Below are 23,014 nucleotides of genomic sequence, written 5' to 3'. Positions count from 1 at the left end.
GTTGCCGTCAGCGGCCAATCAACGTCCGCGCGATGATGACGCGCATGATCTCGTTGGTGCCTTCGAGGATCTGATGGACACGCAGGTCGCGCACCAGCTTCTCGATGCCGTAATCGTGCAGATAGCCGTAGCCGCCATGCAGCTGCAGCGCCTGGTTGGCGACGTCGAAGCCGACATCGGTGACGAACCGCTTGGCCATTGCCGACCATTTGCCGGCGTCGGGCGCCTTGCGATCGAGCTTCGAGGCCGCAGCGTAGAGGAAGATGCGGGCGGCCTGCAGCTCCGTCTCCATGTCGGCCAGCCTGAACTGCAGCGCCTGGAACTGGTTGATCTTGGAGCCAAAGGCCTTGCGCTCGGCCGTATAGGCGAGCGCCTTGTCGAGCGCCGACTGCGCGCCGCCCAGCGAGCAGGCGGCGATGTTCAATCGGCCGCCGTCGAGGCCCGCCATGGCGATACCGAAGCCGGCGCCTTCCACGGCCAGCAGGTTCTCGGCCGGCACCTTGCAGTCCTCGAAGATGACCTGGCGGGTCGACTGCATGTGCCAGCCCATCTTGTGCTCATTGGCGCCGAAGGACAGGCCCGGCGCATCCTTGGGCACGACGAAGGTCGATATGCCCTTGGGGCCGTCGCCGCCGGTGCGCGCCATCACGACATAGAGGTCGCTGTCGCCGGCACCGGAAATGAACTGCTTGGCGCCGTTGAGGACATAATCGCCGCCGCTTTTGACCGCGCGCGTCTTCAGCGCTGCGGCATCGGAGCCGGAGCCTGGCTCGGTCAGACAATAGCTCGCCAGCCATTCCATCGAGGTCAGTTTCGGCAGGAAGCGCTGGCGCTGCTCGTCGCTGCCGAAGCGGTCGATCATCGAAGCCGCCATGTTGTGGATGGAAATGAAGGAGGAGAAGGCCGGATCGGCGTGGGCAAGCGCCTCGAAGATCAGCACGGCGTCAAGCCGTCCAAGCGCCGAGCCGCCGACATCGTCGCGCACATAGATGCCGCCAAGGCCGAGCGGCCCGGTCTCACGGATCACATCGGCGGGAAAATGCTTTGCTTTGTCCCAGTCGAGCGCATTGGGCGCGACGCGGTCCGTCGCGAAGGCCTGAGCCATCTCCTGGATGGCGCGCTGTTCCTCGTTGAGCTCGAACTGGCCAGCGCCCGCATCGACTGCCGCGTCCATGGCGTGCTCCCTGTCGTTCCAGGCCTTCTGGCCTGTCGTTTTTGGCTTTGCGCGCCGTTCAATCTAGACCAATGATGCCGCCGCGCAACCCGGACCGTTGAGAACCGGCTGTGCATGGAATGACTAACGGAGCTCTTGCGTGCCGACAATTTTCGATGATTTGCTTGAGCGATTTCACGCCTATCTCGCAGGCGTGGACAACGAACCGGTCGCGGATGAACTCGCGCGCATCGGCTGGGACATGTCGGCTCGTGCGCTCGAACCGCGCACGCTTGCCTGCCTCGACTATCTCGATCGTATCGCCGAGCTCGCGCCGGCCGGCGCCAAGCCGCTGACGCGGTTCGTTGCCGACCACCGCGACGAGCTGCGCTGGGGGCAGACCTATACCGCCAACGAGTTCGGGCAGAGTTTCATCGACAATTACGGCTGGCTGGAAGTGTTCGGCATGCGCGGGCATTTCGTCAATGACGAGATCGCGGCCGGTCTGCTGATCCTTGGGCCGGACATCCTCTATCCCGATCACCATCATATTGCCGAGGAGATTTACATTCCGCTGACCGGCGGGACGGAATGGCGGATGGGCGAGGGCGATTTCAATGTTCGCGACGCCGGCGAGGTCATCCACCATGCCTCAAATGTCAGCCATGCCATGCGCACGAGCAAGGAGCCGCTGATGGCGCTTTATCTGTGGCGCGGTGGACCGCTGGCGCAGAAGTCCACGATCGGCCCGATGATTGACTTGAGGGACAGGGGCTGATGGCCAAGGCAGTCATGCTGCAGGGCACCGGCTCGGATGTCGGCAAAACCGTCCTGGTGGCGGGGCTTTGCCGTGCCGCCAGGAATCGTGGGCTGAAGGTCAGGCCGTTCAAACCGCAGAACATGTCCAACAACGCGGCCGTCGCCGACATTCCCGGCGACGTTGCCGGCGAGGGGGAGATCGGCCGCGGGCAATGGCTGCAAGCGCTGGCCTGTGGTGTGCGGCCGACCGTCCATATGAACCCGGTGCTGCTCAAGCCGCAGAGTGATATCGGCTCGCAAGTGGTGGTGCAGGGCAAAGTGTATGGAGAGGCGCGGGCGCGCGACTACCAGGCGATGAAGGCCGGACTGATGGATGCCGTGCTAGATTCGTGGACTAAGGTCGGCGAGGGCGCCGACCTGGTCATCGTCGAGGGCGCCGGCTCGCCGGCCGAAATCAATCTCAGGAGCCGCGACATCGCCAATATGGGTTTCGCGACGCGCGCCAATGTGCCGGTGATCCTCGTCGGCGACATCGATCGCGGCGGCGTTATCGCTTCGGTGGCCGGTACGCATCTGATCCTGCCGGAGGAAGACCGCCGCATGATCGCAGGCTATATCATCAACAAATTCCGCGGCGATGTCTCGTTGTTCGATGACGGCATCAAGGAGATCGAGAAGTTCACCGGCTGGCGCTGCTTCGGCGTGGTGCCTTGGCTGAAGGCGGCCGGGCGGCTGCCGTCCGAGGATTCCGTGGCGCTCGAACGCCTCGCTTCCGGCGAGAAGCGGGCGCTGAAGGTGGCGGTGCCGATGCTGGCGCGCATAGCCAATTTCGACGATCTGGATCCGCTGAAAGCCGAGCCGCAGGTCGAGGTGGTGTTCGTGCCGCCGGGCAAGAGGCTGCCGGAAGATGCCGGGCTGGTCGTCATCCCCGGCTCCAAATCGACCATCGGCGATTTGCTCAAATTCCGCGAGAACGGCTGGGACCGTGACCTTCTCGCCCACCGCAAGAGCGGCGGCCATGTCGTCGGCATCTGCGGCGGCTATCAGATGCTCGGCCGCGTGGTGCGCGATCCCGGCGGCATCGAAGGCAGCGTAAACGAGGCAGAGGGCCTCGGCCTGCTCGACATCGAAACGGTGATGGAGCCGGAAAAAACCGTGCGCAATTCAAGCGCGCAGTCGGTGCAGTTCGGCTTGCCGCTCGAAGGCTATGAGATCCACCTCGGCCGCACCACCGGGCCGGACACGGCGCGGCCGTCGACGATCCTCAACGGCGCCGAGGACGGCGCGGTTTCCGCCGACGGCAAGGTGATCGGCACCTATCTGCATGGGCTATTTTCCGCCGACGCTTTTCGCGCCGCCTATCTGGAGAGCCTTGGCGTCAAGGGAGGCCGTATCGACTATCGCGCCGAGGTCGAGAAGGCGCTGGACGAGGTCGCGGCCGATATGGAACGGCATCTCGACTGCGATGCGATCTTTGGCTTGGCGCGATAGCTGCCCGATGCTCGGGGGTTTCACGGCGACTTTCCCGCATCGCGGGAGTCGCTGCCTTGGCGAGACATCAAAAGCGCCCGGCAGGGCCGGGCGCTCCGAGTTGCCTGAGATCTGCGAATTTCAAGCGCCGCGCATCAAACAGCCGGCGGCGAGCACGATATAGGCGATGAGCATGATCCAAACGGACGCAAGCGGAATGAATGCAAGAACGCCAAGAGCGGCGAGAAGGCCGATGACGGCGATGACCAACGAAATAATGAACACGATCTGGGTGGGTGCACTGAGATTCATGTCTGGTCCCTCCACCATGATTCGCAACGTCTAAAGTCTAACCGCAGGCGCTTCATACACCAATGAGCTGGCGCAGCGGATTGGCGGGATCGGCTAACAACTTGACCGCCAGGGCTAGGCAGACCACGACGAGTAGCGGCTTGATCAGCCGGGCACCGATGCGGATGGCAAGGCTCGCGCCGACGCGGGCGCCGATGAATTGTGCTGCGCCCATCATCAAGCCGACCTTCCAGTCGATGACGCCGACGGCGGCGAAGACAATGAAGCCGCCGATGTTGGAGGCGAAATTGAGCAGCTTGGTGTGCGCCGTCGCCTTGAGCACGCCGTAGCCGGCAAGCGTGACGAAAGCGAGCATGTAGAAGGAGCCAGCGCCGGGACCGAAGACACCGTCATAGAAGCCGACCAGCGGCGGGATGATCAGTCCGAACAAGAAGGGCGACAGCCGTTCGGCACGGTCGACGTCGTCCATGTTCGGCTTCAGCGCGAAATAGAGCGCAATCGCGATCAGTAGCAGCGGCAGGATGGCGCGCAGGAAATCGCCGGGGACGACGGTCGCCAAAAGGGCGCCAACCGCGCCGCTGGCAAGCGCCAGCAGCGCCGACGGCAGCTGGCGGCGCAGGTCGACCTGGCCGTTGGCAGCATAATGGATGGTGGCCGAGCCGGACCCGAACATGCCCTGCAATTTGTTGGTGCCGAGTGCTGCGACCGGCGAAAAGCCGGCGAGCAGCAGCGCCGGGATCGTGATCAGCCCGCCGCCGCCCGCGATCGAGTCGACGAAGCCGGCGGCAAAGGCGGCGGCAATCAGGATGAGGATGGTCTGCAGGGTAAGATCGATCATCGGGGAGGGATGCCTGGAAGGAAACCGCAGCTTCCAACATGCTCGCCCCGTTTGCGCAAGAGCGATTCCACGCTAACAATCTCACGGAATCGCAAAGGGAGCTTGGTGGCGATGGCGCTGCTCGACCAGATACGTTCGATCTTCGACGGTGACCCGGGTGTGCGCAAAGTGGCGGACGATCCGGTGCTTTCGGCGGAGCTTTTGATGCTGTTTCGCATGATCCTGGCCGACGGGTCGGTTTCGGAGAGCGAGATGGTTGTCTTCCGCCACATCTGCAAGGAGGCCTTCGGTATCCCGGAGACCTCGATCGATAGCGTCATCGAATATCTCAACGACTATGGCTACGAGACCAACGGCTCGCAGGCGATCGCGCTGTTCCGGGATCTCGATGTCGAGCGGCGCAAGCTGCTTGCGCGCCACATGGCCGAGATCGCCAAGGCCGACGCCAAGCTGGCGGAGAGTGAGGTGAAGCTGCTGCGCCGCACGCTCGACTTGCTCGACATCAGTCCGGTCGATCTGGTGAAGCCGGAGGGCTGACGCAATTCCAGGAAAAGTGTGAAGCGGTTTTCCGCACGGGATCGCGTCCAGCAATAGGCTGGCTTACCCCTGTTCCTGCATTTTGTGCGCAATCGCGCGATGTAGGTCCGGGACGGCCGCGACCAGCGCCCGTGCCGGTTCGGAACGCGGATGGTCGAGCATATCGGCGGTCCGGCCGCGCTCGACGATCTTGCCTTCATGCATGACCAGAACCTCGTCCGCCATGGCGCGGGCGACGGTCAGGTCATGGGTGATGAAGAGATAGGCGATGCCTAGCTTCTGGTTGAGCTCGGCGAAAAGATCGAGGATCTGGGCACGGATAGAGACGTCCAGCGCCGAGACCGGCTCGTCGGCCACCACCAGCTTTGGGCGGGTGATGATGGCGCGGGCGATCGACAGGCGCTGGCGCTGGCCGCCCGAGAATTCATGCGGGTATTTGTCCATGTCGCGCGGACCGAGCCCGACTTCGTCGAGCGCATGCGCGACCATCTCGCGGCGCTCAGCCTGCGTCGGCTGCTTTTGCAGAAGATGCAGCGGCTCGGCCACCAGTCTCTCCACCTTCTGGCGCGGGTCGAAGGAGCCGTAGGGATCCTGGAACACGACCTGCATGTCGCGCCGCGCCGGCTTCAGCTCGGCTTCAGACTTTCCGGTGATAGCCTCGCCGCGAAAGCGGATCGTACCTGTTGTCGGCTTGTCCAACGCAAGGATCATACGGGCCAGGGTGGACTTGCCGCAGCCTGAGCGCCCGACGAGCGCCACGGATTGCGCGGGCTCGATGGTGAGCGAGACATCGTCGACGGCGCGGATCGGCTGCGCCGGCCGGAACAGGGACATGCGTCGTCCTGGATAATCCCGGACGACACCTTCGACTTCGAGCAAGGGTTTTGCCGATCCGGCAAGGTGCGGTTTCGGCCGCGCCGGCAAGTGCATGGAGGCCAGCGCCAGCTCGCGCGTGTAGGGATGCTGTTGCTCCGACAATGTGCGTGCGGTTTCGCCGGCATCCGTCACCTCACCGTTGCGCAGGATGGTCAGGCAATCGGCCATCTCGGTCACGACGGCGAGGTCGTGCGAGATGAGCAGCAGGCCCATGCGGTTTTCGCGGACCAGATCGCGCAACAGGTCGAGGATCTGCGCCTGCAGCACCACGTCGAGGGCCGTCGTCGGCTCGTCCGCGATCAGGAGCTTTGGTTTCAGCGCGCAGGCGATCGCGATGACGACGCGCTGGCGCTGGCCGCCGGACAGTTCGTGCGGGTAGCGAGACAGCGGGAACTTGGCTTCCGGCAGTCCGACGCGGTCGAGGATTTTTCGCGCACGGTCCTCGCCTTCGGCGCGGCCCGCCTTGGTGTGCCAGCGAATGCCTTCGGCCACCTGTTCGCCGATCGTCTTGACAGGATTGAGCGCCGTCATCGGCTCCTGGAAGACCATGCCGATATCGTCGCCGCGCAAGGCGCACATCTGGTCTTCGGTGGCGCGCAGGATGTCGATGCCGTCGAAGGTCACGCGCCCCTCGGCGCGCGCGAGATGGGGGAGGAGCTGCATAATCGTCAGCGCCGTCATCGACTTGCCGGAGCCGGATTCGCCGACAAGGCCCACGACCTCGCCCGGCGAGACTGTCAGCTCAACGCCCTTCAGGATCGGTGTGGCGCCGATCACTAGCGACAGGTTCTCGATCTCGAGCAGGCTCATCGGCGCCGCCTCGATTTCGGATCGAGAATGTCGGCGATGCCGTCGCCGAGCAGGTTCAGCCCAAGCACGGTGACGACGATAGCCATGCCGGGGAAGATCGCCATCCAGGGCGCGGTTACCATGCGTGTCTGCGCATCGAACAGCATGCGGCCCCAGCTCGGCATCGGCGGCTGGGCGCCCAAGCCGACATAGGAAAGCCCCGCTTCGGCGAGGATGCCCAGCGCAAACTGGATCGTGCCCTGGACCAGCAGCAGCGTCGCGATGTTGGGCAGGATGTGCTCGATGCTGATGCGCGTCACACCCTTGCCGGCGGCGCGCGCGGCGAGAATGAACTCGCGCGTCCAGATGGCCAAAGCGCCCGCGCGGGCGACGCGGGCGAAAACAGGGATGTTGAAGATGCCGATGGCGATGATGGCGTTGACGGCGCCCGGGCCAAAGATCGCGGTGATCATGATCGCCGAGAGCAATGCCGGAAAGGCGAAGATGAGATCGTTGACGCGCATCAGAGCCTCGTCGGCCAGGCCGCCGCGCGCCGCGGCCAAACCGCCGAGCGGCACACCGATGCCCATGCCGATGCCGACCGCGACCAGCGCCACGGCGATCGAGTTGCGGGCACCGACCATGACCATCGACAGGATGTCGCGGCCGAAATGGTCGGTGCCAAACCAGTGCGCCCAGGAGGGCGCCTGCGTCTTGTCGGCGATCACCAGTTTTGTGACGTCGTAAGGCGTCCAGACGAAGGAGACGAGCGCGACGGCCACGATTAGCAGCGTGATGACGAGCCCGATCAGGAAGGAGCGGTTGCCAAAGGCCTTGGCCAGCACGCCAGCAAGGGTTTCCTCGGGCAGGTCGAAGCGCATGGTCATTGCCGGCCTCTAAGGCGCGGGTCGACGATGGCGTAGGAGAAATCGACGAGGAGGTTGATGAGGATCACGGCGGCGACCAGAAGCATGACGATGCTCTTGACCACGATCAGATCGCGCTGGGTGATGGCCTGGAAGATCAGCCGGCCGAGGCCAGGCAGGTAGAAAACATTCTCGATGATGATGGTGCCGGCGAGCAGGAACGCGAATTGCAGGCCGAGGATGGTAAGCACCGGGATCATGGCGTTGCGCAGCGCGTGGCGCCACAGCACGGCGCGGTAGGGCAGGCCCTTGGCGCGCGCGGTGCGGATATAGTCCTCGTTCAAAACCTCGATCAGCGCCGAGCGGGCGACGCGGCCCAGGATCGCCGCCTGCGGTAAGGCCAGGGCCACGGCCGGCAGGATCAGGGATTTCAAGGCAGGCCAGATGCCGGCATTCCAACCCGGAAACCCGCCGGCCGGCACCAGATGCAACCAGACGGCGAAGAGATAGATCAGTATCAGCGCGAACCAGAAATTCGGCACGGCGACGCCGAGCTGGGCCGCGCCCATGGCCAGCGTGTCGCCCGCGCGGCCCTGGCGGCTGGCCGAGAACACGCCGACCGGAATGGCGATGATGGTCGAAAGCGCCAGTGCAATCAGCGCCAGGGGCAGGGAGACGGCAACGCGTTCCCGCACCAGATCGATGACGGGAACCGAATAGGTGTAGGAGCGGCCGAAATCGAGCCTGAGCAATCCACCCGCCCAGTGCAGGTAACGCAGCACCAGCGGGGTGTTCAGCCCCATCTGGTTGCGCAGCACCTCGACCTGATCGGCGCTGGCATTGAACCCCAGCATCAGGCGCGCCGGGTCTCCCGGCAGGACCTCCATGATCGCGAACACCACCATCGAGGCCAGCACCAGGGTGAAGGCCGCGATGATGAGGCGTTTGAGGAGATAGGCGGGCATGGGAAGCGATCCGGTGATCGCGCCGGACTCAATCCGTCCACTTCACCTTGGTGAGATCATCCGCCTCGATCGGCCAGTTCGTCCACATGCCCTGCAGCTTGGCGTCCCAGACGCCGATCTTGGGCAGCTCGAACAGGTAGACAGCGGGCACGTCGTGCGCGAGAATCTTCTGCGCCTCGCCCAGCAGTTCCAGTCTCTTGTCCTTGTCGACCGCGGTGCCGAGCGCCTTGATGACATCGTTGAACTTCGGGTTGTCATACTGGAAATAGTAGCCGGGCCGCGAATAGATATCGATGTCGTTCGGCTCGACATGGGAAACAATGGTCAGGTCGTAGTCCTTGTTGGTGAAGACCTGGCTCAGCCACTCCGCCCATTCGACCGGAATGATCTGCAGATTGACCCCGATCTCCTTCAGTTGGGACTGAATCACCTGGCCGCCGTCGCGTGCGTAAGGTACGGGCGGCAGCTTGAGCGTGGCCGAGAAGCCGTTCTCCAGCCCCGCTTCCTTCAGATACTCCTTGGCCTTGGCGATGTCGTGCGGATAGACGCCGGTGAGATCGACATAGCCCGCGTCGCCTGGCGAGAAATGAGAGCCGATCGGCTTTCCAAGACCGTTCGAGGCGGCTGCGATGATGGCGCTGCGATCGATCGCCGAGGCGAGCGCCTGCCGCACTGCGAGCTTGTCGAAGGGTGGCTTCTTGTTGTTGATCGACAGGATCGTCTCACCCTCGGTCGAGCCGATCACGACGCTGAAGCGCGGATCGGACTGGATCTGTCCGAGCGCGTCCTGCGCGGGCATGTTGGCGAAAGCCTGGATGTCGCCCGAGAGCAAGGCGGGGACAGCCGCGGCCGCATCCGGCACGATACGGAATGTCGCCTTGTCGAGCGCGGCGGCTGTACCCCAGTATTCCGTGTTCTTGACGAGCGTGATCTCCGAACCCTTGGCCCAGTGATCGAGCTTGAACGGACCGGTGCCGATCGGCTTGTCCTTGTTGCCGTCGGCCGACCCCTTCGCCACGATCACCGCCGCAACCTGGCCCATGTTGTAGAGAAAACTGCCTTGCGGCCCGTCGAGAGTGACCTTGACGATCGTCGGATCGACCGCCGTGACATCGGTGATGTGAGCAAAAAGCTGCTTTTGCGGATTGAGCGAGTCCTTGGCGCGCGCCCGGTCCAGCGAGAATTTCACATCGTCGGCGCTGAAGGCCGAGCCATCGTGGAACCTCACCCCGGAATGCAGCTTGAACGTGTAGACCTTGCCGTCGTCGGAAACGGCCCAGCTCTCGGCGAGACCGGGCTGAACCTGGCCGTTGTCGTCGATGCGCGTCAGGCCTTCAAAGACATTGGCATAGGTGACCTCGCCGATGGCCGCGGCCGCGCCGGCGGTCGGATCGAGATGCGGCGGCTCGAGCACGATGCCGAGCGTGAGATCGGTGCGCGCGGCAAGGGCCGACGTGGCGGCGGCAAGCGACAGGGCAGCCGCGGCCAGGATGGTCTTCCACAGTTTCATCGCTGAACTCCCATTGCTCAAACCTGCTCAAGCTGGCGGATAGAAGCGTGATTTCGCGTGCGAGTAAATTGCGTTTCGTGCTGCCCGGCGGGGCCAGGCGGAATGTTTTTGCCCATTAGCCGGTCGTGCCGCGCAAGAGCACATTGAGGCCGATCGCCATCACCTTGGCCGATTCCACCATGTCGGCGATGCCCACCCATTCGTCCGGCCTATGCGCGAGGTCGAGAATGCCGGGGCCGTAGGCGATGCAGTCATAGAGGTGGCCGAGGCGCGCGACATGCTTCTGGTCGTAGGTGCCGGGCGAGATCACATAGTCAGGCTCGCGGTCGAACACCTCCATGATGCCTTTCGCGACGGCCTTCACCACCGGCGCGTCGCGCTCGGTCATCAGCGGCAGCACCTCCATCAGGTCGCGGATCTCGTAATCGAATTTCTTGCGCTCGCGTTTCAGCCGCTCCAGGATGCCGGTGACCTCGCGTTTGACGGTGGCGATATCCTCTTCGAGCAGGAAGCGCCGGTCGATGGTGAGCCGGCACCAATCAGGCACGTTGGGCGAGGGAAGTCCGGGCCGGAAATCCTCGGTCTGGCCGCCATGGATGGAATTGATGTTCATGGTCGAGCGTCGGGCGCCTTCCGGCACCACCGGCATGCGCGTCATCTTGCGGTCGAGCGCCGGGAAGAGTTCCTCCTCGAAGGCCTGCAGGACGGCGCCCATATGGCGCACCGCGTTGTCGCCGAGGAACGGCATCGAGCCGTGAGCGATCTCGCCCTTTGTCTCGATCTCGGCCCACCAGACGCCGCGATGCCCAAGGCAGATGCGGTCCTTGTTCAGCGGCTCCGGGATGATGACGTGGTCGACCTTCGGTTTTGAGAAATAGCCGAGCCTGGCCAGATGGGCGACGCCGCCGAAACCGCCGGATTCCTCATCCGCCGTGCCCGATATCTCGATGGCGCCGGGAAAATCCGGATAAGCTTCCATGAAGGCTTCGACCGCGATGACGGAGGCCGCCAGGCCGCCTTTCATGTCGCAGGCACCGCGGCCGTAGACCCTGCCGTCCTTCACCACGCCGGCAAAGGGATCGACGGTCCAGCCGTCGCCCGCTTCGACCACGTCGATATGTGAGTTGAAATGCACGCAGGGGCCGGGCGAGCGGCGGTCGAAGCGGGCGACCACGTTGACGCGCGGATAGCGGTCGCTGTCGCCTGGCGCGCCCTCGGCACGGATGAATTCGATTTCGAAGCCGAGTTTCTTCAGGTGCGCGCCCAGGAACTCGGCGCATGGCCGATAGGCCTCGCCTGGCGGATTGACGGTCGGGAAGCGGATCAGGTCCGCGGTCAGTGCGACCAGGTCGTCGACCCGGTCCTCGACCGCCTTGAAAAGTCGTTCACTCATTCGGTGGATTGAAGAAGGAACGCAGCACTTTTGCAAGCAAGCAGTCACCCATTGCCAGACGACGATCCGGGCATGGCCCAACGCGCTCTCCTAAACTCCAGAGGGTGCGTGTCGGCGCGGCAACTATGCCGGGAAAATCGTTCAAATTCGTCGCATTGGATTGGCGGAATCGTCAAGGAGTGTGTGGTATTTAACGCATCTGCCGGCAAAAAGATGGAAAAACCGCGCGAATGGCAGGGGGCAATCAAAGGGGTTTGATCGCATGAAAAGCTTCGTTCTCATGGCAACCGTGCTGGCAACCGCGTTGTTCGGCATGTCCATCGCAAGCCGGGCAGCCACGCTGGTCGCCAATATCGACGTCTCGACACAGACCATGACCGTTAGCAAATACGGGCAGGTGCTCTATCGCTGGAACGTGTCGACCGCGCGCAAGGGCTACTTCACGCCGCGCGGCAGCTACCGGCCGCAGTGGACGGCACGCATGTGGTATTCGCGCAAGTATGACAACTCGCCGATGCCCTATTCGGTGTTCTTCCACGGCGGCTACGCCATTCACGGTACCGGGGCGTTGAGAAATCTGGGGCGCCCGGCGTCGCATGGCTGCGTGCGCCTGCATCCGGCCAACGCCGCGACCTTCTATACGATGGTCAAGGAAGTCGGCTTCGGCAACACGCGGATCGTCGTCACCAACTGAGGCGCCGAAGAGGCAAACGCTCGTTGCGCAGGCGGCGATTGCCGACGCCGTTGCAGCAATGCCTCATATGACGGGAAAAACAAGCGTTTGCGCCATCAACCGCAGTGCTGAACCTGGCCTATGCAGTGCTGCAGGGGTAGAAACAAAGCGTCGATTTTGATCGTTTGGGGGCATCTGGATGCATCGCCTTTTTCTCAGCGCCGCGATTGCGGCAACGGCAACATCGGCTTTCGCTGCTGATGCACCGGTCGTTCTGGACCAGGAACTCGCACAGCCGCATATTTCCGGCTACGGTGAGATTTATCTTGGCGGCATCCATTTCTCGACGCCCGGGGACGACGCAAACGGCACGACCGCCGGTGGCGCGGCTCGGATCAACTTCCCGATAGACGCCCGCTGGAACATTCAGACCGACGCGGTGATTGATTCGCTGTGGGTGGAAGGAACCAACATTTATAGCTATGGCGGCGCCGTCCACGGCTACTGGCGCGATCCGAGTTCGTACGCTCTCGGCGGCTTTGCGACGATCAATGGATATGGCGGGGACGAGGGGATCGGCGACGCAGGCCTTTACACTTTCACCGTCGGTCCCGAGGCTCAGGCCTATTTCGGCAACGTGACACTCTACGGTCAGGCCTATTACGGGCAGTTGCGGGCCAGCGGCGAGTCCGAACATTTCGACAATTGGGGCGGCCGTGGCGTCGTGCGATATTTCGCGCAGGACGACCTTCGCTTCGATGGTGAACTCGGCTTCTCGCGGCTGTCCGGTTTTGGCGGACATTTCGATACTGTCACGGCGGCATTGCAGGCTACCTACCGATTCTCGGGGACACCTTGGTCGGTGTTTGGCCGCTACCAACTGGACCACCTGACCTTCTCGGAAGGTTCTGGAAGTGTGAACATCCACAAATATGTGATCGGTCTGCGGGCAAGCTTCGGTTCGGATACCTTGCTCTCCGAGGATCGCAACGGCGCCACCATGGATACGTTCCGGCCGAATTTTACCATCCCAGCTCCGCTTTGAGGGAAACCAATCCAGAGCCGCGGGGGCGCTTCCGCATGCGGAGCAGCGTCCCCGGTGGAGTTCTCTCACGGTAATTCGGCCGCTGATCCAGACGGAATGCGGCGCATTTTCCTAGAACCAGTTTCGAGAGTTTTATACAGGAGCAGCGACCCGCTCTACGTTGAGTAATCGGGGCGGAAAACCGCTCACGGTTTCGTGGAACTCTAGCCGAAATCTTTGGTCTGCCTTTGCCGCTTGCGACGGCGGCCGCTGATCTCCCAGCGCTTGTGGAACCACATCCACTGTCCAGGGTCTTCACGCACCCAGCGCTCGACCACATCGGTGAGAAGCTGGGTCGTGGCATCGACGTCGACGCTACCGTCCTCGGTACGCGGCAAGGCCAGCTTGTCCTCGATCTCCAGACGAAAGCGGTTGCCCGGCAGCCTGACGCAGCGGGCGGGATAGACATCGCAGTCATAGTGGCGGGCCAGCATGCCAAGCATCGGGTTGGTTTGGCACAGGCGGCCGAAGAAAGTCGTCTCCACGCCGCCCGAGAATTTCTGATCGACCAGCACGCCGATATTGCCGCCTTTCTCCAGGATTGCGGCAAGGGCGAAGGAGGCACCGGTGGAGGAGGGCAGCAGCGCGCCCATCGAGGAGCGGCGAGTCGAATGGATGTAGTCGGCGAGATAAGGGTTGTTCGGCGGGCGAAACAGCGCCGTGATGTTCATGCCGAACGTGGCCGCGGCCACCGGCAGAAGCTCGAAATTACCGAGATGGCCGGTGAAGAGGATGTGAGGCTTCTTCTCGCCGGCGATCTCGACGAAATGCTCGATGCCGCGAACCTCGACCCGGCCCGGCTTCGAAGCGTCCGGGTCGAAGTCGAACAATGCATCGAGGAAGATGTACTCGGCCGCGAGGCGAGCCATGTTGCCCCACATGTCGCGCGCGATGGCCTCGATCTCGGCGTCGGTCTTCTGCGGATATGCAAGGCGCAGATTGTTGACCGCGACGCGATGGCGCCCGACCAGCGGGCCAACCCGGCGGGCGGCGCGGTCGGCGAAGTTGAGCGCGCTGTCCGGCGGCAACAGGCGCAGCAGTGAGAGCAACACCATGGCAAGCCTGGCGACCAGCCAGTGCTCCATCTGGCGCACCCGTCGGCCGTAGCGGAACATGAAGTCCCGGCGGGCTTTCCTGAGCGCGTTGCCGACCATCCGCCTTTCCTGGAACTGCTTTAGGAAACGCGCAGGATGATCTTGCCGAAGACGTCGCGGCCTTCCATGCGCTTCAGCGCCGCATCGATGTCGTCGAAACGCACTTCGGTATCGATGACGGGGGCAACAAGACCGGCGGCCATCTTCTGCATGGCGTTGGCCATGTTCTCCATGCGGCAGCCGAAGGAACCGAGCAGCTTCAGCTGCTGCTGGAAAAGCTGCATCAAATTGACCTGCGTCGATACGCCGGAGGTCGAGCCGCAGGTGACGAGGCGGCCGCCGCGCTTCAAGGATAGCATCGAGCCGGCGAAAGTGTCGGCGCCGACATGCTCGAAGACGACGTCGACGCCTTTCTTCTTCGTCAGCTTGCGCACGACGCCTTCGAACCGGTCCTCCCGATAGTTGATGACGTGGTCGGCGCCGAGCGCCTTGGCCTTGTCGATCTTGTCGTTCGAGCCGACCGTCGTGATGACCGTGCAGCCCATCTTCTTGGCCAACTGGATGGCTGCGCTACCGATGCCGGAGCCGCCGGCATGGACGAGAATGGTCTCGCCGGGTTCCAGCTTCGCGTTGTCGAACAGCATGTGCTCGACTGTGCCGAAGGTCACGGGCGCGACCGCCGCGCCGATCTCGGTGACGCCGGGCGGAGCGGGCACCAGCAGGCGCGCCGGCAGGTTGATCTTTTCCTGAGCGAAGCCGTCGAGATGGAAGCCGTGGACGCCGGAAACATGCTCGCAGAGATTGTCACGGCCTTCGCGGCAGGCGCGGCACAGCCCGCAGGTGCGCGCACCATAGATCGAGACCAATTGTCCTGGCAGGAGGGTGGAGACGCCGGGGCCGACCGCTTCGACCTCGCCGGCGGCCTCGGCGCCGACGACCAGCGGCAGCTTGCGCTTGGCGAAAGCCATGCCGCGCCAGCCCCAGACATCGATATGGTTGAGCGCTACCGCCTTGATGCGTAACGTCACTTCGCCCAGCGAAGGCGGCGGGGGAGGCGGCAGGTCCACCGTTTCGAGACGGCGGTCCTCGATAAGTTGCAATGCGCGCATAGGGCCTGTCAGTTCGGTTCTAAAGCGTGTTGCGCTTTAGGTTCTTTGTTGTGCATGTCGTTGTCGCAAAACCGATTTCACTTTTGCGCGACTTGCATTGGCGGAACAACGCCCGCTTAGACCGGTTCCCGCGCCATGACAAGGCAGGTGTTCTGGCCGCCGAAGCCGAAGGAGTTCGACAAAACTGTGCGGACCTCGGCGTTGCGCTTCTTGTTCGGCACGACGTCGAGCACAATAGCCGGATCGGGATTGTCGTAGTTGATGGTCGGTGGGATGACGCTTTCGCGCATAGTCATCAACGAGAAGGCGGCCTCCACGGCGCCGGCGGCCGACAGCGTGTGGCCGATCATCGACTTGTTCGACGAGACCGGCATCGAGCCGATACGCTCCCCGAACACCGTGGACAGCGACAGATGCTCCATCTTGTCGTTCTCCGGCGTCGAGGTGCCGTGTGCGTTGACATACTCGATCTCGTCCTCGCTCATGCCCGCATCGGCGAGGGCGGCGCGCACCGCCGCGATCGCCGGTGAAGCATCGGGCTTGGAGCGGGTGCGGTGGAAATCGTCGGCCTTTTCGCCGCAGCCGCTCATGATGCCGAGGATCGTCGCGCCGCGGGCCAGAGCGGCTTCCAGCGATTCCAGCACCAGCGCGCCGGATCCTTCGGCCAGCACGAAGCCATCGCGATCCTTGGAAAAAGGCTTTGAGGCCTTTTCAGGGATGTCGTTGTGGGTGGAGAGGGCAGAAAGCAGCGAAAAGCGGATCAGCGCCTCGGCTGTCGCCGAGCCGTCGGCGCCGATCGACAGCGCCTTGTCGCATTCGCCGCGCCGGATCGCCTCGACGCCGAGCTGGATGGCGGTAGCGCCTGAAGCGCATGCGGTCGAGAGCGTTATCGGCAGGCCGCGCGTGCCGAAGCGATCGGCCAGACGGTCGGCGATCGAGCCGAATTGGGTGGTTTCGAAGATGTCGAGCTCCTTCAGCGCGCGGGCGACGCGCAGCAATCTCTCGGAACCGCCATCCTTCTTGTCGGAATTGTAGAGCGAGAAGCGGTCGGCCCAGTCGAGCTCAACCGGCGGCGAGGCGAGGAACAGCGGGCCGCCGAAATCGCCGGAATCGAGACCCGCTTCCGAGACGGCCTCCTGGGCAGCCGTCTCGGCCAGTTCGTAAGTGAGGTGGCTGGCGCCTTTGGAGCTCGACGGCAGGAAGTCGACCATGCCGGAAATGCGGGTGTTGAGGTGATCGACCGGAAAGCGGGTGATCGGATGGATACCGGATTTGCCGGACGTCAGCGCCGCCCAGTTGTCGGTCTTGCCAACGCCCAGCGACGTCACGACGCCGATGCCGGTGACGGCCACAACCGGCCTGCCCATGTGGTCTTTGAGATTGGCCATGTTTTGTCCTGACAGCCTCGATCGTACCTCAGGCCGCTTTGATCAGCCCCATGCCCTCGAATTGGTGATAGCCGATCGCCGTTGCAAGGACTGTCTTCGGCGCACCGTCAAAGGGCTTCTCGGCTGCGGCGTCGAAAACGGGGTAACCGGCCTTGCGGTCGATCGCCATGGCCGCGAGGGCCACGGCGAAGGGGAACTGCGCCTCCTTCATATGGCCTGTCAGCGTCGAGAAGCCGCGCACGGCGAGCGCCGGATTGGTGTCGAGCACCGCTTTTTCCGCGGCGGTGGCTGCATGCGCGCCCGAAGCGCCGGATATCGTCAGCAGTTCGCCGGCGGGCAATTCGGCCTGCTTCAGCAGGGTCGCGATCTCTGCATCCAACTCGCCCAGGCGGCGCCTGGCGCGGCCGGACACGATGGGACCGAGCTCGGCATAAATCCTTCGGCCGCGGCTTTTCGCGTGCTCGCGCTGCTCCAGCACCAGGAAAGCGCCGCCCGAACCGGTGACCACGCCGCCGCCCTCGGAGCCCTGCCGCTGCCAGACCGGCTTCCATGGACCGCGATGCAGATAGCCGGCAAGCTCATAGCCGAGCAGCATGTCGGAATGCTCGGTCTGGAACGCGCCGCCGACCAAAACATGGGTCGATTGCCCGGAGCGGATGCGCGCCGCAGCCGTCTCGACGGCCGAGACACCCGCGCCTTCCTCGCCCATGAATGTGCGGGACGAACCGGTGACCTTGTGGACGATCGAGATGTTGCCGGCGAGGAGGTTGGAAAGCTGGGCGAGGAACAAGGTCGGCCGCAATTCCGTGGTCAACTTCTCGTTGAGCAGCACGTCGCGGTCGTTGCGGCTTTCGGAAGCCGCAAGGATGGCGGCATCGACGGCCTCGTCGCGCTCGCCGCCGCCGGCCGCCACGACCATGTCCATGGTCGTGGAAAGCTCGTCATTGCCCTTGATTCCCGCATCGTCCAGCGCGAGGCCGGCGGCATAGGTGCCGAGGCGCTGCCAGGTTTCCATCTGCCGCTGGTCGCCGCGCTTGGCGATCTGCAGGTTCCAGTCGATCTCGGGCAGGGGATGAATGGTGTAGGGGGCGAAACGCTCTGCATCGAGCACCGGCTGGAACCCAGGCTGCGTAAGCTTTCGCCAATGGGCATCCGGACCTTCTCCCAGCGAGGAGACAAGGCCTATGCCGGTGATGACAACGTCGTGAGAATTCATGGGCGGCTGTTGTGGGTCAGGCGGGAGAGCGCGTCAAGTTCCGCGCCCTGCATCTCAGGCGCTCTTGGCGGCGACCAGCGCGTCGATCTTGGCGCACAGGTTCTTCATGACGAAATAGTCGTCGGTCGAGGCCTTGCCGTCATTGACCTCCTGCGTCCACTTCTCCAGCGGCACCTTGATGCCGAATTCCTTGTCGATGGCAAAGACGATGTCGAGGAAATCGAGGCTGTCGATGCCGAGATCGTCGATCGTGTGGCTCTCGGGCGTGATGGTGTCGATATCGATTTCGCTGGTGTCGGCAATGATCTTGGCGACTTTCTCGAACGTGGTGGACAAGGGCTCTTCCTTCGGTTGCGGGCGGAATCTGTCCGCATCTTGCTTGGGCGCTGTCTAATCGGTTTTTCCCGGCAGGAAAAGGCCTGATGCGCCCGGGGCAGATGGGGTGCCGGCTTCGGGAACGCAATTCAAAAGCGGTACGCGGGTCTTCCTGAAACGTGTTCGCGATCACCGCCGGTGGCATTTCTGCAACAAATGCGCCTTAAAAATAGATAAGCGGCCGTCAGAAAGTGACGCGGCCGAGCACCTTGAGGCCGTCGCCGTCCGGCGCCACGACCACGGCCTCGCCCTCGCGCGGCGCTACCCCGGTCAGCGCCTCGATGTCTTCGAGATGCGTGACCAGCACCAGATTGTCCGAACCGGAATAGCCGCGGATCTCCTTCATGATTGCCGCCATCTGGGCGGCTTTCTGAGCCGGGTCGGTCTTGAGCAGGTCGAGTGGCGCGAAAGGCTGCGGTTCGGATTCGAAGGCGATACGGGCCGTGTCGAGGCAGCGGCAGTAGCGGCTGGAGAGGACATGGTCGATCGGCGCCGCGCGCGCCGCGAACAGCGCGCCGATGCGGCTTGCCTGCTGCTTGCCGCGCTCGGACAGGTTGAGCTGGGTCGCGCAATTGCCGATGTCGAAATTGGCCGGGTCCGTCGCTCCGGTGACGAAGGCGTGGCGAAGCAGCACGACATGGCCGCCGTCTCGCAGCAGCGCCCAGCCGGCATCGGTCGCGTAGGCAAGGCTCGGAACAGCCAGAAGAAAAAGCGCCAGAACAAGTCGCAGCATCGGAAGTCCTATGGCGGCGGCCCGGCCGGGCCGTGATTGGCATATAGGGACCGCAAAGCCGTCCGGAAAACAAGCAGAGGCGCCGGAGATCGGCGCGCCGCGCCAATTGCACCGCGGTCGTGGCTCGCCTATCACGGGAAAAATGTCTCCGCCCGCAAAATGACTCCGCTCACCGAAACCGTCCTCTTCGTCTTCAGCCTTGTGGCGCTCGGTTATCTGGCCGGGCTTACCGGCTATCTGAGGCCGGCGAGCGGGGAGGGAATTTCCGAATTCGCCGTCAACGTGGCGATGCCGCTGCTGCTCTTCCAGACCATGGTCAAGTCGGACTTCCACGGCGTCACGCCATGGTCGCTGTGGGGCGCCTATTTTGCAGCCGTCGCCATTACCTGGGCCGCGGGCCATCTGGTGATCACGCGCATCTTCGGCCGTGACGCCCGCGCCGGCATAGTTGGTGGCGTGTCCTCGGCCTATTCCAATGTCGTGCTGCTCGGCGCGCCCTTTATCCTTGGCGTGTTCGGCGCCAGCGGCTTCGAGGTGCTGTCGCTGCTGGTCTCGGTCCATCTGCCGATCATGATGATGGCCTCGATCGTGCTGTTCGAGATGTTCGGGCGCGGCAGCGGCGAGACGGTCCATCCGCTGCGTGTCGTCAAAAGCTTCCTCAGGCGCCTGTTCATCAATCCGCTGATCATCGGCATCCTGGCGGGGCTTGGCTGGCGCCTTACGGGCGTGCCGCTGCCGGACCTCGTCGAGCGGCTGGTCGATACGCTTGCCGACACGGCCGGCCCGGTGGCGCTGTTCGCCATGGGGCTCAGCCTGCGCCACTTCGGCATCTCCGGCAATATCAGGCCGGCGCTGGCGCTGTCGGGGCTGAAGCTGTTCCTGATGCCGGCGCTGGTGCTGGCCTTCGTGTGGCTGCTCGGCCTGCCGCCACTGACCTCCAAGGTCGCGGTGGTGGTTGCGGCACTGCCTTCGGGCATCAACTCCTACCTGATCGCCGTCCAGTTCAACACCGGCCAGGCGCTGGCCTCGAACCAGATGACCCTTGCCACGGCAAGCGCGGTGTTGACCACGTCGTTCTGGCTGACGGTGGTCGTGCATATTTTCGGATAAGCGTCAGCAAGCCGATACGCGGCTCGCCTTTGCTGGCCCAACCCCTATATGCCATCTTGTGATTGCTTGCCTGCCTTTCCCTAGGTAAGAGCAATGCGCCGGCGTGCGGCTCTTGAAGCACGCTTCAACGGATATCCAGAAAAACGGCCCGATCAGCGCGCCGAACGGAGGCTAGACCATGCTTCAGAAAACCAGCCATTTCATGCGCCAGGCCAATCTCATCAATGGTGAATGGGTGCAGGCCGACAGCGGCCAGACCATCGACGTCAACAATCCGGCGACGGGCCTCAAGATCGGCACCGTGCCGAAGGCCGGCAAGGCCGAGACCCGCCGCGCCATCGAGGCTGCCGAGGAAGCCTTCAAGAGCTGGCGCAAGACCACTGCGCTCGAGCGCTCGAAGCTGCTGCGCAAGCTGCATGACGCGATGATGGACAATCAGGACGTGCTGGCCGAGCTGCTGACGATCGAGCAGGGCAAGTCGCTCACCGAATCCAAGGGCGAGATCGGCTCGTCCGCGGCCTACATCCTTTGGTTCGCCGAGGAAGGCCGCCGCGTCTATGGCGACATCGTGCCCTCGCCGTGGGGCGACCGCCGCATCCTGGTAACCAAGGAGCCGGTCGGCGTCATCGCCGCAATCACGCCTTGGAACTTTCCGTCCTCGATGCTGGCCCGCAAGATTGGCCCGGCCCTGGCCGCCGGCTGCACCGCGGTGGTGAAGCCCGCTTCGCAGACGCCTTATTCAGGCCTCGCCTGGGGCGCGCTGGTCGAGGAAGTCGGCTTTCCTAAAGGCGTCGTCAACGTCGTCACCGGCTCGGCCGGCGACATCGGCGACGAGCTCTGCACCAACCCGCTGGTCAAGAAGATCACCTTCACCGGCTCGACCGAGATCGGAAAGCTGCTGATCCAGAAGTCGGCCTCGACGGTTAAGAAGGTGTCGATGGAACTCGGCGGCAACGCGCCGTTCCTGGTCTTCGACGACGCCGATGTCGACCGCGCGGTGGCTGGCGCCATCACTGCGAAATACCGCAATTCCGGCCAGACCTGCGTGTGCACTAACCGCTTCCTCGTCCAAGCCGGCATCTATGACCAGTTCGTCGAGAAGTTGGCCGCCGCCAGCAACAACCTCAAGGTCGGCTCGGGCCTCGAGGAAGGTGTCCAGCAGGGACCGCTAATCGACGAGAGGGCGGTCGAAAAGGTCGAGGAATTCATCGCCGACGCAACGTCGAAGGGCGGCAAGGTCGTCGCCGGCGGCCAGCGCCATGCGCTGGGCGGCTCGTTCTTCCAGCCGACGGTGATCTCAGGCGCCACACCGAACATGCGCTTCATGAAAGAAGAGATCTTTGGGCCGATCGCGCCAGTGTTCAAGTTCGAGACCGAGGAAGAGGCGGTAGCCTTGGCCAATGACACCGAGTTCGGCCTCGCCGCTTATTTCTACACCGGCAATCTCGGCCGCGCCTTCAGGGTCATGGAAGGCCTGAAATACGGCATGGTCGGCGTCAATGAAGGCCTGATCACCACGCCGGAGGCGCCCTTCGGCGGCGTCAAGGAATCGGGTCTCGGCCGCGAAGGCGGGCATCAAGGTATCGAGGACTATCTCGACACCAAATATGCCTGCTTCGGCGGCCTGGGGCTCTGATCCTGATCCCTTGAAAAGGGCAGGCGTTTAGCCTGCCCTTGCCGGATGATACGCGGCCGGCCTAAATCCACGAAGCGGAAACGACATTTCGGGCATGGCGATGAAGGACGGCGAGGTCTTCGGCACGACGCAGGCGGGCGAGGCCGTACGCCGGTTCACGATCCGGGGCGGCGGCTTGACCGCCAACATCATTGGACTGGGCGCAATCGTCCAGGATCTTCGGCTGAACGGCCACGACGCGCCGCTGGTGCTGGGCTACGACCGCTTCGAACCCTACGAGACCGACCGCGCCTTCTTCGGCGCCGTGGTCGGCCGCTTCGCCAATCGCATTGGCGGCGGCCGCTTCACCATTGCCGGCCAGCGCTACCAGACCGAGCGGAATTTTCTCGGCAAGCATACGCTGCATGGCGGTTCGGAAGGCTTTTTCCACCGGCCATGGACCGTCTCGCTGCATGGCCGCGATTTCGTGACGTTGACACTGCATGATCCGGACGGCGCGATGGGTTTTCCCGGCGCGCTCGACGTCACCTGTACCTACCGGCTGAAGATCCCCGGCACGCTCAGTATGGAACTGACCGCGACTTGCGAGGAGCCGACGCTCTGCAATCTGGCGCAGCACTCCTATTTCAATCTCGACGATGGCGGCGCCGGCGACATCCTCGACCACCGACTGATGCTCAACGCCGGCGCCTACACGCCCGTCGATGACGAGATGATCCCGACCGGCGCGGTGAAGCCAGTCGACGGCACGCCTTTCGATTTCCGGCAGGCGCGGGCGCTGCGCATGGAAATGGAAGGCGAGCAGCTTCGCTACGATTTGAATTACTGCCTCGCCTCCAGCCGTGGACCGCTACACCAGGCTGCCTGGGTGCAAGGCGCCAGTTCCGGCGTAGAGATGGAAGTCTGGACCACTGAGCCTGGACTGCAGCTCTATAGCGGCCAATTCGTCGCGCCGACATCGGCGGGGCTCGATGGCCGCCGCTACAAGGCGTTTTCAGGCCTCTGCCTCGAAGCGCAGACCTGGCCGGACGCGCCGAACCGGCCCTATTTCCCGCAGGCCACGCTGTGGCCGGGGCAGATCTACCATCAGGTCACGGAATATCGGTTCCGGCTGCCTTAAGGTTCGAC

General features: G+C 63.7%; 22 protein-coding genes. 8 read left to right on the top strand and 14 right to left on the bottom strand.

Features of this window, described 5'->3' with window-relative positions:
• Window positions 1-7: 7 nt before the first annotated feature.
• A complete protein-coding gene (locus P9272_RS19375; RefSeq protein WP_128258072.1) occupies window positions 8-1,174 on the bottom strand; it encodes an isobutyryl-CoA dehydrogenase in 1,167 nt (388 codons plus the stop codon).
• 139 nt (window positions 1,175-1,313) lie between these two features.
• On the opposite strand from P9272_RS19375, the gene P9272_RS19370 reads away from it, so the two are divergent.
• Window positions 1,314-1,931, top strand: coding sequence for a dimethylsulfonioproprionate lyase family protein (locus tag P9272_RS19370; protein ID WP_278161782.1), 618 nt, complete (start codon window positions 1,314-1,316; stop codon window positions 1,929-1,931).
• Entirely contained in the window at window positions 1,931-3,403 is a 1,473-nt protein-coding gene (locus P9272_RS19365) for a cobyric acid synthase (protein ID WP_278161781.1), read from the top strand. Before P9272_RS19370 ends, P9272_RS19365 begins: the two co-directional genes overlap by 1 nt.
• A gap of 120 nt (window positions 3,404-3,523) precedes the next feature.
• Here P9272_RS19365 and P9272_RS19360 read toward each other — a convergent pair whose 3' ends face one another.
• Together P9272_RS19360 and P9272_RS19355 are read right to left on the bottom strand one after the other, a co-directional pair.
• Complete coding sequence (locus P9272_RS19360; protein ID WP_108702979.1) at window positions 3,524-3,694, bottom strand: hypothetical protein; 171 nt, start codon at window positions 3,692-3,694, stop codon at window positions 3,524-3,526.
• A gap of 52 nt (window positions 3,695-3,746) precedes the next feature.
• Entirely contained in the window at window positions 3,747-4,532 is a 786-nt protein-coding gene (locus P9272_RS19355) for a TSUP family transporter (RefSeq protein WP_278161780.1), read from the bottom strand.
• 105 nt (window positions 4,533-4,637) lie between these two features.
• Between P9272_RS19355 and P9272_RS19350 the strand changes: the two genes are divergently transcribed.
• Window positions 4,638-5,069, top strand: a complete 432-nt coding sequence (locus P9272_RS19350) for a TerB family tellurite resistance protein (RefSeq protein WP_128258068.1) — start codon at window positions 4,638-4,640, stop codon at window positions 5,067-5,069.
• A gap of 63 nt (window positions 5,070-5,132) precedes the next feature.
• Here P9272_RS19350 and P9272_RS19345 read toward each other — a convergent pair whose 3' ends face one another.
• The 5 genes from P9272_RS19345 to P9272_RS19325 form a co-directional block, all read right to left on the bottom strand.
• On the bottom strand, window positions 5,133-6,755 hold the full coding sequence (locus P9272_RS19345) for a dipeptide ABC transporter ATP-binding protein (protein WP_278161779.1): 1,623 nt from the start codon (window positions 6,753-6,755) through the stop codon (window positions 5,133-5,135).
• A complete protein-coding gene (locus P9272_RS19340; protein WP_278161778.1) occupies window positions 6,752-7,621 on the bottom strand; it encodes an ABC transporter permease in 870 nt (289 codons plus the stop codon). The genes P9272_RS19345 and P9272_RS19340 overlap by 4 nt, the downstream gene beginning before the upstream one ends.
• Window positions 7,618-8,565: an ABC transporter permease gene (locus tag P9272_RS19335; protein ID WP_278161777.1), complete on the bottom strand. Its 948-nt coding sequence runs from the start codon at window positions 8,563-8,565 to the stop codon at window positions 7,618-7,620. The genes P9272_RS19340 and P9272_RS19335 overlap by 4 nt, the downstream gene beginning before the upstream one ends.
• Before the next feature lie 28 nt (window positions 8,566-8,593).
• Window positions 8,594-10,075 carry an ABC transporter substrate-binding protein gene (locus P9272_RS19330; RefSeq protein ID WP_278161776.1) on the bottom strand — a complete coding sequence of 494 codons (1,482 nt, stop codon included), beginning with the start codon at window positions 10,073-10,075 and terminating at the stop codon, window positions 8,594-8,596.
• Window positions 10,076-10,190: 115 nt separating this feature from the next.
• Window positions 10,191-11,468 carry an acetylornithine deacetylase/succinyl-diaminopimelate desuccinylase family protein gene (locus tag P9272_RS19325; RefSeq protein ID WP_278161775.1) on the bottom strand — a complete coding sequence of 426 codons (1,278 nt, stop codon included), beginning with the start codon at window positions 11,466-11,468 and terminating at the stop codon, window positions 10,191-10,193.
• Between the two features lie 262 nt (window positions 11,469-11,730).
• Here P9272_RS19325 and P9272_RS19320 point away from each other — a divergent pair, with 262 nt between their 5' ends.
• Window positions 11,731-12,162: a L,D-transpeptidase gene (locus P9272_RS19320; RefSeq protein ID WP_278161774.1), complete on the top strand. Its 432-nt coding sequence runs from the start codon at window positions 11,731-11,733 to the stop codon at window positions 12,160-12,162.
• Window positions 12,163-12,340: 178 nt separating this feature from the next.
• A complete protein-coding gene (locus tag P9272_RS19315) occupies window positions 12,341-13,186 on the top strand; it encodes a hypothetical protein (RefSeq protein WP_128258061.1) in 846 nt (281 codons plus the stop codon).
• A gap of 203 nt (window positions 13,187-13,389) precedes the next feature.
• Here the strand turns inward: P9272_RS19315 and P9272_RS19310 are convergent, their stop codons facing one another.
• The 6 genes from P9272_RS19310 to P9272_RS19285 all read right to left on the bottom strand — a co-directional run bounded on the left by P9272_RS19310 (window position 13,390) and on the right by P9272_RS19285 (window position 19,140).
• The gene (locus tag P9272_RS19310) at window positions 13,390-14,379 is read right to left on the bottom strand and encodes a lipid A biosynthesis lauroyl acyltransferase (RefSeq protein WP_278161773.1); all 990 of its coding nucleotides are present in this window, start codon (window positions 14,377-14,379) and stop codon (window positions 13,390-13,392) included.
• Window positions 14,380-14,399: 20 nt separating this feature from the next.
• Window positions 14,400-15,428: a zinc-binding dehydrogenase gene (locus tag P9272_RS19305; RefSeq protein ID WP_278161772.1), complete on the bottom strand. Its 1,029-nt coding sequence runs from the start codon at window positions 15,426-15,428 to the stop codon at window positions 14,400-14,402.
• A gap of 116 nt (window positions 15,429-15,544) precedes the next feature.
• Window positions 15,545-16,816 carry a beta-ketoacyl-ACP synthase gene (locus tag P9272_RS19300; RefSeq protein WP_278161771.1) on the bottom strand — a complete coding sequence of 424 codons (1,272 nt, stop codon included), beginning with the start codon at window positions 16,814-16,816 and terminating at the stop codon, window positions 15,545-15,547.
• Window positions 16,817-16,844: 28 nt separating this feature from the next.
• On the bottom strand, window positions 16,845-18,032 hold the full coding sequence (locus P9272_RS19295) for a beta-ketoacyl-ACP synthase (protein WP_278161770.1): 1,188 nt from the start codon (window positions 18,030-18,032) through the stop codon (window positions 16,845-16,847).
• A 54-nt stretch (window positions 18,033-18,086) separates the two neighbouring features.
• On the bottom strand, window positions 18,087-18,368 hold the full coding sequence (locus tag P9272_RS19290; protein WP_042644943.1) for an acyl carrier protein: 282 nt from the start codon (window positions 18,366-18,368) through the stop codon (window positions 18,087-18,089).
• A gap of 223 nt (window positions 18,369-18,591) precedes the next feature.
• Window positions 18,592-19,140: a histidine phosphatase family protein gene (locus tag P9272_RS19285; RefSeq protein WP_278161768.1), complete on the bottom strand. Its 549-nt coding sequence runs from the start codon at window positions 19,138-19,140 to the stop codon at window positions 18,592-18,594.
• A gap of 159 nt (window positions 19,141-19,299) precedes the next feature.
• Between P9272_RS19285 and P9272_RS19280 the strand changes: the two genes are divergently transcribed.
• The 3 genes from P9272_RS19280 (at window position 19,300) to P9272_RS19270 (ending at window position 23,006) form a co-directional block, all read left to right on the top strand.
• A complete protein-coding gene (locus P9272_RS19280) occupies window positions 19,300-20,250 on the top strand; it encodes an AEC family transporter (protein ID WP_278161767.1) in 951 nt (316 codons plus the stop codon).
• 178 nt (window positions 20,251-20,428) lie between these two features.
• Complete coding sequence (locus tag P9272_RS19275) at window positions 20,429-21,886, top strand: NAD-dependent succinate-semialdehyde dehydrogenase (RefSeq protein WP_278161766.1); 1,458 nt, start codon at window positions 20,429-20,431, stop codon at window positions 21,884-21,886.
• Between the two features lie 94 nt (window positions 21,887-21,980).
• Window positions 21,981-23,006: an aldose epimerase family protein gene (locus P9272_RS19270; RefSeq protein ID WP_278161765.1), complete on the top strand. Its 1,026-nt coding sequence runs from the start codon at window positions 21,981-21,983 to the stop codon at window positions 23,004-23,006.
• The last annotated feature ends 8 nt before the right edge of the window (window positions 23,007-23,014 follow it).

The sequence above is a fragment of the Mesorhizobium sp. WSM4976 genome, assembly GCF_029625685.1.
Taxonomy (GTDB): domain Bacteria; phylum Pseudomonadota; class Alphaproteobacteria; order Rhizobiales; family Rhizobiaceae; genus Mesorhizobium.
This window is presented reverse-complemented; position numbering and strand designations above follow the sequence as displayed.